This window comes from Streptomyces sp. NPDC001393 (assembly GCF_053597455.1).
Window position 1 is genome coordinate 40400 of record NZ_JBSFIH010000059.1, and the last position, 11684, is coordinate 52083.

The following is an 11684-nucleotide window of genomic DNA, read 5'->3' on the forward strand; positions in this document are numbered from 1 at the left end:
GCTATCTCGCTCCGGGGCCGATGGGTTGTCCACAGGCTGTGGGTTACGCCACGTGTACGCGCCGCAGTCGTGTGTCCAACCCGTGCCCAGCCCGTGCCCTGGCCGCGTCTCGGCCCGCGCGGCGTCACCACGCGCGAGTGGTGACGAAATCCGGCTGCCCGAACGGGCCCCCGCGCGGCATGATCCGCCCATGACCGACACGGCGGAAGCGGGCGACGAGCAGCAGACGGAGCAGTCCGGACGGGAACGGATGCGGGAGCGGCGCCGGGCCGCCTTCGCGAAGGCGGAGCGTGTGCTGTGGCGCCCGGGCTTCCAGCGCACGATCCGGGAGCGGCTGGCAGCTCTCCAGGAAGCGGCACCCGAGGTGTACGACCTGGACCGGAACGCGGACATCTACGGCAACGGGATCGTGGCGGACCTGGAGGAGCGGGTCGCGGCCCTGCTCGGTACGGAGGCAGCCGCGTTCTTCCCGACCGGAACGATGGCCCAGCAGGTCGCCCTGCGCTGCTGGGCGGGCCGCACCGGCAACCCCACGGTCGCCCTGCACGCCCTGGCCCACCCCGAGGTACACGAGCGGCATGCGTTCAGCGAGGTCAGCGGGTTGCGTCCGGTACGCGTGACCAGTGAGCCCCGGCTGCCCACCGCCGCCGAGATACGCGACTTCGACGAGCCCTTCGGCACGCTGATGCTGGAACTGCCCCTGAGGGACGCCGGTTTCGTGCTGCCCGCCTGGGAGGAGCTGGCCGAGGTCGTCGAGGCCGCGCGGGAGCGCGACGCCGTGGTGCACTTCGACGGCGCGCGCCTGTGGGAGTCCACGGTCCACTTCGGCCGGCCACTGGAGGAGATCGCGGGCCTGGCGGACAGCGTCTACGTGTCGTTCTACAAGTCCCTCGACGGCTTCGGCGGCGCCGCGCTGGCCGGCCCGAAGACCCTGGTGGACGAGGCGAAGACGTGGCGGCACCGGTACGGCGGCATGGTCTTCCAGCAGTTCCCCACCGCGCTGTCGGCGCTCGCCGGCCTGGAGCGCGAGCTGCCCCGGCTGCCGGACTACGTGAGGCACGCGCGCGTGGTCGCCGCCGCGCTGCGGGAGGGTTTCGCCGCGGCGGGCATCCCGTGGGCGCGCGTGCATCCCGAGGAACCGCACACCCACGACTTCCAGGTCTGGCTGCCGTACGACGCGGACGTCCTGACGGAGGCGGCGGTGCGCCAGGCCGAGGAGACGGGGACGTTCGTCTTCGCCAACCCCTGGGACCGCGGCGGACCGGGTGTGTCCTTCACCGAGGTCGCCGTGCGCTCACAGGGCCTGGAGTGGACGGCGGACGACGTACGGGCGGCCGTCGCCGGCTTCGTCGAGCGCCTGCCCACGGGGTGATCACAACGCGCGCGGGCGCAGCCACCGGCGCAGGGCGCACCACACGCGCCCCCGCGCCGGGCGCCCGGCGATGACCGCGTGGAAGCGCCGGTGGTCGCGCAGTTCGCGCACCAGCTCGGCGTCGTGCCGGCCGGGCGCGGGCGGCTCCGGTTCGCCGAGGACGCGGGCGCGGTAACTGTCCAGGAGGTACTGCTGCGTGATGCTCACGGTGGATCGCCTTCTCGGGACGTGAACTGGTCGGTGACGGACGGGTGTCCGGTCGGGCTCCGCGGCTGCCCCGGTGCCTCCAGCCTGCTCCCGGCCGGGGCGGCTGTCCCGTGGATTGACGGTCGCCGTCAATCCACGGCGGCACTGTCAGTGGCCGGGTGCACGATGGAGGACATGAGCGTGACCATCGACATCACCGGACTGCCACAGGAGCGGGTCTTCGTCGTGCCCTCTCCGCTGGCCGAGCTGGGGATGGCCCTGCACGCCCTCAGCGAGCCCGGCCACCACCCCGGCCTCCAGGGCTGGGCGACCGCCGTCTCCTCCCGGCTGGACCCCTGCCTGGCCGACCGGCTGTGCGAGGCCGACTTCCTGTGGCGCACGACGTTCTCGGACGTCTTCGCCCCGTTCGCGGGCCTCCCCGGCGGCCGCGCCCTCCCCGGCGCCACCCTCGCCGAGGAGCTGGACCAGCTGGACAAACTGACGGACAACCAGTTCGTCACCGCCGCCCTGGAGTTCACCTGTCAGTTGCGCTACGACGTCCGGGATCCCGGCCCGCTCGGGGACCCGGAACTGCGCCGCCGCTCCCTGGAACTGGCCGCCGCGCGCGGTGCCGTGCAGGAGCGGTTCACCCGTCGGCTGCTGGACGATCCGCCGGCCGTCCGCGCCTGGTTCCGGGAGCTGATGCTCGACTGCGACGAGGCGTTCTTCGCCGACGTCTGGGCCCGCGTCCAGCCCCAACTGGCCGCGGACGCCCGGCACAAGACCGAGCTGCTGCGCCGCAAGGGCCTCACCGAGGCCCTTGCGTCCCTCTCGGGAGCCGTCTCGCTGGACCAGGAGGCCGCGCTCATCACCGTCGACAAACTCCTGGTGGGCCACACCGCCACCGGCGACGGCGGCCTGGTCCTCGTCCCGACGAGCCTGGGCTGGCCGCACCTGATGGTCCTGCACCGGTACGGCTGGCAGCCCTCGATCACCTACCCGGCCAGCGGCTCCCGCCCGCAGGCCCCGTCCGTCGAGCAGCTGACCCGCCGCATGGAGGCGCTGGCCCACCCGGTGCGGATGCGGCTGTGCCGGCATCTGGCGCGGGCCCCGCACACCACGAGCGAACTGGCCGACGCCCACGGCATGTCGGCGCCCGAGGTATCCCGGCACCTGGCGGTGCTGAAGAAGGCGGGCCTGATCACCGACTGCCGCCGGGGCCGGTACGTCCAGCACCAGCTGGACCTGGCGGCGGTGGCCCGGCTGGGCAGCGACTTCATCGAGGGCGTCCTGCGCTGACACGCCTCGCTGCGGCGGGGCGCCGGCCGTGACCGCGGGGGCGTCCGGACAGCCCGGCCTCGGCCGTGAGGCGGGAGCAGCGGGCAGGGCCGGTCCAAGGCATGACCGCGGGAGCAGCCGAAAGGACCGCGCCCGCCGCCAGAGCCAGCCGGCCTCAGCCCTGACCGCGCAGGAATCCCGGCAGGGCCGGCTTCAGCCGTGGCCGCCCGCGCGTACCAGCCCCGTCTCGTAGGCGAGCACCACGACCTGCACCCGGTCGCGCAGCCCGAGCTTGGTCAGGATGCGGCCCACATGGGTCTTCACCGTCGCCTCGCTCAGCACCAGCCGGGCCGCGATCTCCCCGTTGGACAGGCCCTGCGCGACCAGCACCATCACCTCGCGCTCCCGGTCGGTGAGCCGCTCCAGCTCCTTGTGCTGCGGCTCCTTGCCGGTGGACGGCAGCATCGGCGCGAAACGGTCCAGCAGGCGCCGGGTGGTGGACGGCGCCACGACCGCGTCGCCGCTGTGCACGGACCTGATCGCGCCCAGCAGGTCACCGGGCGGCACGTCCTTGAGCATGAAACCGGAGGCGCCCGCCTTCAGCCCGGAGAAGGCGTACTCGTCCAGGTCGAAGGTGGTCAGGATCAGCACCTTGGGCGGATCGGGCTCCGCGCAGATCCGCCGGGTGGCCTCCACGCCGTCCAGCTTGGGCATGCGGACGTCCATCAGGACGACGTCGACGGGCGTGTCCCGCAGCACCTGCAGGGCCTCGACGCCGTCGCCCGCCTCCGCCACGACCTCCATGTCCGGCTGGGCGGCGAGCACCATCCGGAACCCGGTGCGCAGCAGCACCTGGTCGTCGACGAGCATCACGCGGATCGTCATCGGGCCTCTTTCGGTCGGGGGGACTGCTTCAGTGCGAGGGTGTTACAGGTGTCAACAGGGGGCGTGCGGCCGCGTCAGTGCGCCGGTTTGAGCGGGAGCAGGGCGCTGATGCGGAATCCTCCGCCCGGCCGCGGGCCCGCGTCCAGGGTGCCGCCGACCATCCCGACCCGTTCGCGCATACCGATCAGGCCGTGCCCCTGACCGTCGGCGCCGCCCTCCTCGTACAGCTCGTGCGGCGCGCCCTTGCCGTCGTCCTCCACGAGCAGGCCGAGCCCGTCGTCGAAGTAGACCAGCCGGACGCTCGCGCCCGCGTTGGGCCCGCCGTGCTTGCGGGTGTTGGTGAGCGCCTCCTGCACGATCCGGTACGCGGTCAGCTCCACGCCACTCGGCAGCGGACGCGGGGTGCCCTCGACCTTGAAGTCGATCGGGAGGCCGGAGCTGCGGCACTGCTCGATCAGCTCGTCGATCTGCTCGACGTCGGGCTGCGGGACGTACTCCCCGCTCTCCTGGTGCTCCCCGGTGCGCAGCACGCCCAGCAGGCGGCGCATCTCGGCGAGCGCCTGCCGGCCGGTGGAGGAGATCGTCTCCAGGGCCTTCTTGGCCTGGTCGGGCGCGGCGTCGAGGACATAGGCGGCGCCGTCGGCCTGCACCACCATCACCGACACGTTGTGCGCCACGACATCGTGCAGCTCGCGCGCGATACGGGCGCGCTCGGCGGCCACCGCGACCTTGGACTGCGCCTCGCGCTCCTTCTCCAGGCGGGCCGCGCGCTCCTCCAGCTGGGCGAAGTAGGCGCGGCGGGTGCGCATGGAGTCACCGAGCACCCAGGCGAGCGCGAAGGGCACCGTCTGGAAGACGACGATGGCGATCTGCCCCGGAAAGCCGGCGTGCCCGGCCGGCCAGCGAAGCTGTGCGAGGGTCGCGGCGACGAGGCTGGCGGCGAGCGCGAGCCGGGAGGCCCAGCGCGCGCCGATCGCCGCCACCGTGTACGTGATCACCAGCAGCGCGAAGTCGGCGACGGTCGTCTCGACGTCCAGCACCAGCTGGACCAGCCCCGTCGCGAGGGCGACCAGCACCATCGGCTCCGGGAAGCGGCGGCGCAGCGCGACGACGACGCACAGGACGGCGGACACGGCGATCCCCGCGGCGAGCGACACGTGGTGAGCGCCGGGGCGCTCGCTCGTGCTCACCACGACCATTCCGGACAGCCCGAACAGGACGACGGCCCAGAAGGCGTCGACCCCGGTCGGGTGGCGGCGGAGGAAGTCGTAGAGGCGCTGCACGTAACCCAGAGTAGGGAAACCGGATGCATGCAGGGGTCAACCGGAGGGCCGATCCGCGCCCGGGGCGCGTACTCCGCAAGGTGGAGGAAGTGATCACCGGTGTGCCTAGTCTGTTGCGGTGACGGATGAGACGGCACGGGGAGCGGGACGACGCCCCGGTGACGGAGACGGCCGGCGCGGTCGGCGCGGCCGGCGCGGCCGGCGCGGCTGGCGCGGCTGGCGTGCGGCGGCCGAGGCGGCGTTGTACGGGCCCGGGGGCTTCTACCGCCGCCCGGAGGGTCCGGCCGGCCACTTCCGTACGTCCGTACACGCCTCCCCGCTGTTCGCGCAGGCCGTGTCCCGGCTGCTGCGCCGGGTCGACGAGGCGCTGGGACGACCGCCGGTGCTGGACTTCGTCGACATGGGCGCGGGGCGGGGTGAACTGATCACCGGGGTGCTCGCCTCGCTGCCGGCCGACGTGGCGGCACGCGTGCGTGGGTACGCCGTCGAGCTCGCCGACCGCCCTGCCGGACTGGACGCGCGCATCACCTGGCTGGACACGCCCCCGGCCACCGTCACGGGGCTCCTGTTCGCCAACGAGTGGCTGGACAACGTGCCCGTGGACGTGGTCGAGGTCGACCCCGCGGGCGTGGCCCGGCTGGTGCTCGTCGGCGACGACGGCACCGAGCGGCTGGGGGAACCGGTGACCGGCGCGGAGGCGGACTGGCTCGCCCGGTGGTGGCCGTTGCAGGCCGAGGAAGGGCTGCGCGCGGAGATCGGGCTCCCCCGGGATCTGGCGTGGGCGTGGGCGGTGGCCCGGGTGGCGCGCGGGCTCGCGGTGGCCGTGGACTACGCGCACACCATCGACACGCGCCCCCCGTTCGGGACACTCACCGGATTCCAGCAGGGGCGCGAGACGGCGCCCGTGCCGGACGGGTCGTGCGACATCACAGCACACGTCGCACTGGACGCCTGCGCGGCGGCTACCACGGCGCACACGCCCTCGAAAACGCCCTCCGACGCAGCGCACACGCCCGGAGAAACAGCGCGCACGCCTGGAGAGACCGCGGACGGGCTGGGAAGGACGGCGCAGGGGCTTGCGGAGACCGCGGGCGGACTCGAGGAGACCGCGCACGGACTCGAGGCGACGGCGCACGGGCTCGGGAACACCGCAGACGTGCTCGGAGAGACGACGCAGGGGCTCGAGGAGACCACAGACGGACTCGGGAACACCGCGGACACGCCCGAGGAGACCGCCGACGGGCTCGGGAAGACGACGCGCCTGTCTCACGACACGCCCCGTACAGCCTCGGGCCCACCCCAGAGTGCAGCGCGTACGCCCTCCGGGGCGGCGCAGGGGCCCTCCCGCGCGGCGCGCTCGCTGTCTCCCGCGCGCCTCCTCACGCAGCGCGCCGCTCTGCGCGCCCTGGGCCTCACCGGCGCACGCCCTCCGCTCGCGCTGGCCTCCACGGACCCCGCGGCCTATGTGCGCGCCCTGGCGAGCGCCGGGGAGGCCGCCGAACTCACCGCCCCGGGCGGCCTCGGCGACTTCGGCTGGCTGGTCCAGCCGGTTGGAATTCCGGACCCACTCGCCTGACCGGGCCCGCACCCCGGACCGCCCTGCTGCCCTACTTGTCGATGTCGCCGACGCGGCGCGCTCGCTGTCTCCCGCGCGCCTCCTCACGCAGCGCGCCGCTCTGCGCGCCCTGGGCCTCACCGGCGCACGCCCTCCGCTCGCGCTGGCCTCCACGGACCCCGCGGCCTATGTGCGCGCCCTGGCGAGCGCCGGGGAGGCCGCCGAACTCACCGCCCCGGGCGGCCTCGGCGACTTCGGCTGGCTGGTCCAGCCGGTTGGAATTCCGGACCCACTCGCCTGAACCGGGCCCGCACCCCGGACCGCCCTACTGCCCTACTTGTCGATGTCGCCGACCACGAAGAACATCGAGCCCAGGATCGCCACCATGTCCGCCACCAGCGTCCCCGGCAGCAGCTCGGTCAGCGCCTGGATGTTGTTGTACGAGGCAGAGCGCAGCTTCAGCCGGTACGGCGTCTTGTCGCCCTTGCTGACCAGGTAGTAGCCGTTGATGCCGAGCGGGTTCTCGGTCCAGGCGTACGTGTGCCCCTCGGGCGCCTTCAGCACCTTCGGCAGCCGCTGGTTGATCGGCCCGGGCGGCAGCTCGGCGAGCCGGTCCAGGCAGGCGTCGGCGAGGTCGAGCGCGTTGTGGGTCTGCGCCAGCAGGACCTCGAAGCGGGCGAGGCAGTCGCCCTCGGTCCGGGTGACGACCTTCAGGGTGTCCTGGAGGTCGCCGTACGCCAGGTACGGCTCGTCGCGGCGCAGGTCGAAGTCGACACCCGAGGCACGCGCGATGGGCCCGCTGACGCCGTAAGCGTGGACAGTCTGCGGGGTCAGCGCGCCCACCGAGCGCGTACGCCCCCGGAAGATCTCGTTGCCGAGCACCAGGTCGTCGAAGACGTCCATGCGCGAGCGCACGTCGGCGACGGCGGCACGCGCGCGTGCGGTCCACCCGGCCGGCAGGTCCTCCTTGAGGCCGCCGACGCGGTTGAACATGTAGTGCATGCGCCCGCCGGAGATCTCCTCCATGACGTTCTGGAGCACCTCGCGCTCCCGGAACGCATAGAACACCGGGGTGATGCCACCCAGCTCCAGCGGGTAGGAGCCGAGGAACATCAGGTGGTTCAGCACCCGGTTCAGCTCGGCGAGCAGCGTGCGCATCCACACCGCCCGCTCGGGCACCTCCATGCCGAGCATCCGCTCCACGGCGAGGACCACGCCCAGCTCGTTCGAGAACGCCGACAGCCAGTCGTGGCGGTTGGCGAGCACGATGATCTGGCGGTAGTCGCGCGCCTCGAAGAGCTTCTCGGCGCCGCGGTGCATATAGCCGATCACCGGCTCCGCGCGCACGATGCGCTCCCCGTCCAGCACGAGCCTGAGCCGCAGCACGCCGTGCGTGGACGGGTGCTGGGGCCCGATGTTGAGCACCATGTCGGTGCTTTCCGCGGCGCCGCCGATCCCGACCGTGGTCTCCGTCGTAGGAGTCATGGCCCCAGTTTCCCCTACGTACGCTGGCCCCATGGAAACGGGGAGCCCGGAGGAGACCGGGATACCGGGGGCCGAGCTGGTGTGGCGGGGGCTGCAGCCCGCCCTGATGCGGGTGCGCCGGCTGTTCGTGGTGCTGTGGACGGCGGTGCTCGCCGTCGCCGTCGGGCTGCTGCTGGGCCTGCTCGTGGGGGCCGCGTGGGCCGCCTTCGCCCTGGTGCCCGTGGCCTGCGCCGCGTGGTGCTGGCGGCTGGTGGGACGCAACTGGCGCTCGTGGCGGTACGCCGAGCGCGCGGACGACCTGCTGATCAGCCGCGGCGTCCTGTGGCGCGAGGAGACGGTGGTGCCGTACGGGCGGATGCAGCTGGTGGAGGTCACCTCCGGGCCCGTCGAGCGGCGCTTCGGGCTGGCCACCGTGCAGCTGCACACGGCGGCCGCCAGGACCGACGCGACCATCCCCGGCCTGGACCCGGCCGAGGCGGAACGGCTGCGCGACCGGCTCACCGAGCTGGGCGAGGCGCGATCGGCGGGCCTGTGACGCCCCCGGATCTCGACGCGGGCTCATCTGCGCCAGCCTCGGTCACCGAGCGCCGGCTGCACCCCGTCACGCCCTTCCGCCGGGCGTGGGCGCCGATCGCCGTACTCGCCGGGTGGGCGGTGCACGACCCGAACGGCGCTCAGGAGCAGCTGGCGCGGCTGACCGGGACCATGCTCCTGCTGGGGCTCGCGGTGCTGGTGCCGGTGGCCGGCCTCTACGGCTTCCTGTCCTGGTGGTTCACGCACTTCGCGGTCACCGACACCGAACTGCGCATCCGCAGCGGCCTGTTGTTCCGGCGCACCGCGCACATCCGGCTGGAGCGCATCCAGGCCGTGGACGTCTCCCGTCCCCTCCTCGCGCGCGTGGCGGGCGTCGCCAAGCTGCGGATCGACGTCGTGGGCGCCGACAAGAAGGACGAGCTGGCCTTCCTCGGCGAGCAGGAGGCGCGCGCCCTGCGCGCGGAGCTGCTGGCGCGCGCGGCGGGTTTCGCACCCGAGACGGCGCGCGAAGTCGGCGAGGCCCCGGCGCGCGAGTTGCTGCGCGTGCCTCCTCGCGCGCTTGCGCTCTCCCTGGCGCTGACGGGCTCCACCTGGGGCTCGCTGTGCGCCGCGCTCGTCGTTCCGACCGTGCTGTGGCTCACCACCCACAACCTGTGGACGGTCCTCGCGACCGCCCTGCCGCTGATCGGCGCGGCCGGCACGAGGAGCGCGGGACGGTTCGCCGGCGAGTTCGACTGGCAGGTGGGCGAGTCACCGGACGGGCTGCGCATCGACCACGGGCTGCTCGACCGCACGCACGAGACCGTCCCGCCCGGCCGGGTGCAGACCGTACGGATCGTGGAGCCGCTGCTGTGGCGGCGGCTCGGCTGGGTGCGGGTGGAACTGGACGTGGCCGGGTCCGCCAACTCGGTGCTGGTACCGGTCGCCCCGCGCCCGGTCGCCGAGTCGGTCGTCGCGCGCGTGCTGCCCGGTGTGACGGTGCCTCAGGAGCTGTCACGGCCGCCGCGGCGGGCCCGGTGGTGCGTGCCGGTGTGGTGGCGCGGCCACCGCCTCGCGGTCACCGGCGCGGTGTTCGCCACCCGGCACGGGCTGCTGCGGCGCCGTCTCTCGCTGGTCCCGCACGCCAAGGTGCAGAGCGTGCGGCTGAGCCAGGGGCCCTGGCAGCGCCTGTGGCGGCTCGCCGACATCCATGTGGACACCGGGGCCGACAAGACCGTGACAGCCCGGCTGCGGGACGCCCAGGAGGCCGCGCGGCTCCTGCACGCCCAGGCGGAGCGGTCCCGTACGGGCCGCCGGGACGCCCGCCCCGACCGCTGGATGACCGGATGACAGCGGGCCCGGCTCCCCTCACGGGAAGCCGGGCCCGGTGCCTGGTATCCGGTGCGGCCTCAGGAAGCCGCGGTGCGCAGCCCCTGGATGTCGATCTGTTCGGTCTCGTCGTGCGCGGTCAGGTCGATGACCTGGCCGACACCGTCCGACCGTGGGTCGGCGTCCTTGAACCCGGCCTCGTTCTCCGCCTTGTGCACGGCGAGGGCCTCCTGGCCGACGACGTCGGCGAGATCCTCGTTCTGCACGGAGTCCAGCGCGGTCTCGGGTGCGCCCTTCTGGGTGCCGAAGAAGTCGAAACCGCCCTCGACCACCGGGCGCCGCGCGGGCGCGGCCGGTACGACGGCCACCGCGGTCGGCACCGTGAAGTGCCCGGTGGGCGGCGGGCCCACGGGCTGGGCGGGCTCGGCCGGTGCCATGGAGGTGGCGGCCGCGCGCGCGTGCCCGCCGGCCGCCTCGGGCTGCCCCTGGGCCTCGTCCTCCTGGCCGGCCGGCGCGCCGCTCTCGCTCGCGGCGGCAGCGGCGTCGTGCGTCACACCGTCCGCCGCGTCTTCCCGGGCGCCTTCCAGGGGGCGTTCCACCTGAGCGACGGATCCGGCTCCGCCCGCGTCGGCCTTGCGGACATCGGCGCGGGCATCGGCTGTGCCCGTCGGTACGACGCCCGCGTCGGCCCGGGCCTCGGCGGCGCCGGGGTCGGTCGCCTCGGGAGCCGCCGCCTTAGGGGCCGTGTCCGCGGAAGCCACCGCCCCGGAAGCAGCGGGCGGGGCCGTCTCCCCGGCGTCCGTCCCGGAGTCGCCCGAGGCCTCGGCGCCGAACCGGGCCAGGGCCATCAGGGCCCGCGCGTACAGCCGTGCGCCCTCGGGCGAGAACACCGCGTACGCCGTCGGCGCGGCACCGGAGTCCGCCCCGGCCTCGGCGGGCTCCCCGGCCGCGGTCACCTCAGCCGGCTCCAGGTCCGGCTCGGCACGGCGCGCCGGTGGCAGCGCGGGCGAGGACGAGGGCGCGGCCGCCTCGAGCTCCAGCAGCCGGCGGCCCTCCAGGGCGCTCGCGCGCTCGGTCTCCGCCGTGGCGTACCGGCGCAGCAGGGCGGCGTGCTCGTTGCGCAGGCCGGCCAGCTCCGCGCGCTTGGCGCGCAGCCGCTGCTCCAGCTTCGTGCGCAGCTCGCGCGACTCCTCCAGGTCGGTCTCCAGTTCGGCGACCCGCTCCTCGTACCGCCACTCGTCGCCGGCACGCGCGCGTGTGAGCTCGGCGACCTGCTTGCCCGCCTGTGTGTCCCAGCGGCGCATCACGACCGCGCCGACGACCGCCGTCGCCGCGGCGGCTGCTGCCAGTGCGCGCAGCACCATGGTCTCGGAGAACACCCAGGGAGCCAGCGCGCAGGCGGCGGAGACACCGGCGATCGCCGAGGGAGGCAACAGCCGGTGCAGAGGCGGTGAATGGCGGTGGCGTCCACGTGGCATGGCCAGAAACTTACCGCGCGTAGGCGAATCGTGGACCCCCGCCCCGTAAAAACACGGCCACATCACCGGCTTCACGCAACGTCACGCACCGCAGGGGTTCAGTGGGCGACCAGTCGTGAGCTGAGCCACTGGAGCGTCGCCGGGATCTCCCGCCGCCAGGTGTTGAAGTTGTGTCCGCCGCTGGGGAGAATGATCGACGAGATCCTGGTCACATTCGTGTCCTGTACGCTCTTGATGAACCTGAGCGTGTCCTTGTAGTTGTGCTCACCGACCCTGCTGCTGGTGACGAGCAGCGACGTCTCGGGCGCCGTCAGGTGCTT

General features: G+C 73.7%; 10 protein-coding genes and 2 pseudogenes. 6 read left to right on the plus strand and 6 right to left on the minus strand.

What is annotated here, in order from left to right; translation table 11 throughout:
• Positions 1-190 precede the first annotated feature (190 nt).
• Entirely contained in the window at positions 191-1372 is a 1182-nt protein-coding gene (locus ACWC2T_RS38385) for a threonine aldolase family protein (RefSeq protein ID WP_450674957.1), read from the plus strand.
• On the opposite strand, the gene ACWC2T_RS38390 is transcribed toward ACWC2T_RS38385, so the two are convergent.
• The gene (locus tag ACWC2T_RS38390) at positions 1373-1579 is read right to left on the minus strand and encodes a hypothetical protein (RefSeq protein WP_450674958.1); all 207 of its coding nucleotides are present in this window, start codon (positions 1577-1579) and stop codon (positions 1373-1375) included.
• A gap of 174 nt (positions 1580-1753) precedes the next feature.
• Here ACWC2T_RS38390 and ACWC2T_RS38395 point away from each other — a divergent pair, with 174 nt between their 5' ends.
• The gene (locus ACWC2T_RS38395) at positions 1754-2857 is read left to right on the plus strand and encodes a DUF5937 family protein (RefSeq protein ID WP_450674959.1); all 1104 of its coding nucleotides are present in this window, start codon (positions 1754-1756) and stop codon (positions 2855-2857) included.
• 192 nt (positions 2858-3049) lie between these two features.
• Here ACWC2T_RS38395 and ACWC2T_RS38400 read toward each other — a convergent pair whose 3' ends face one another.
• Both ACWC2T_RS38400 and ACWC2T_RS38405 read right to left on the minus strand, forming a co-directional pair.
• Complete coding sequence (locus tag ACWC2T_RS38400; RefSeq protein WP_450674960.1) at positions 3050-3721, minus strand: response regulator transcription factor; 672 nt, start codon at positions 3719-3721, stop codon at positions 3050-3052.
• Positions 3722-3795: 74 nt separating this feature from the next.
• Complete coding sequence (locus tag ACWC2T_RS38405) at positions 3796-5004, minus strand: sensor histidine kinase (protein ID WP_450674961.1); 1209 nt, start codon at positions 5002-5004, stop codon at positions 3796-3798.
• Positions 5005-5122: 118 nt separating this feature from the next.
• On the opposite strand from ACWC2T_RS38405, the gene ACWC2T_RS38410 reads away from it, so the two are divergent.
• Together ACWC2T_RS38410 and ACWC2T_RS38415 are read left to right on the plus strand one after the other, a co-directional pair.
• Positions 5123-6580, plus strand: a complete 1458-nt coding sequence (locus ACWC2T_RS38410; protein ID WP_450674962.1) for an SAM-dependent methyltransferase — start codon at positions 5123-5125, stop codon at positions 6578-6580.
• A 52-nt stretch (positions 6581-6632) separates the two neighbouring features.
• Positions 6633-6860 (plus strand): annotated as a pseudogene (locus tag ACWC2T_RS38415) (SAM-dependent methyltransferase); the annotation flags it as partial.
• 32 nt (positions 6861-6892) lie between these two features.
• On the opposite strand, the gene ACWC2T_RS38420 reads toward ACWC2T_RS38415, so the two are convergent.
• Positions 6893-8044 (minus strand): NADH-quinone oxidoreductase subunit D, encoded by a 1152-nt coding sequence (locus ACWC2T_RS38420; RefSeq protein WP_450674963.1) that lies wholly within the window; start codon positions 8042-8044, stop codon positions 6893-6895.
• A 31-nt stretch (positions 8045-8075) separates the two neighbouring features.
• On the opposite strand from ACWC2T_RS38420, the gene ACWC2T_RS38425 reads away from it, so the two are divergent.
• Together ACWC2T_RS38425 and ACWC2T_RS38430 are read left to right on the plus strand one after the other, a co-directional pair.
• Positions 8076-8579: a PH domain-containing protein gene (locus ACWC2T_RS38425; protein ID WP_450674964.1), complete on the plus strand. Its 504-nt coding sequence runs from the start codon at positions 8076-8078 to the stop codon at positions 8577-8579.
• Complete coding sequence (locus tag ACWC2T_RS38430; RefSeq protein ID WP_450674965.1) at positions 8576-9907, plus strand: PH domain-containing protein; 1332 nt, start codon at positions 8576-8578, stop codon at positions 9905-9907. The genes ACWC2T_RS38425 and ACWC2T_RS38430 overlap by 4 nt, the downstream gene beginning before the upstream one ends.
• A 59-nt stretch (positions 9908-9966) precedes the next feature.
• Here ACWC2T_RS38430 and ACWC2T_RS38435 read toward each other — a convergent pair whose 3' ends face one another.
• Together ACWC2T_RS38435 and ACWC2T_RS38440 are read right to left on the minus strand one after the other, a co-directional pair.
• Entirely contained in the window at positions 9967-11364 is a 1398-nt protein-coding gene (locus ACWC2T_RS38435) for a hypothetical protein (protein ID WP_450674966.1), read from the minus strand.
• A gap of 98 nt (positions 11365-11462) precedes the next feature.
• Positions 11463-11684, minus strand: a pseudogene (locus ACWC2T_RS38440) (esterase); the annotation flags it as partial.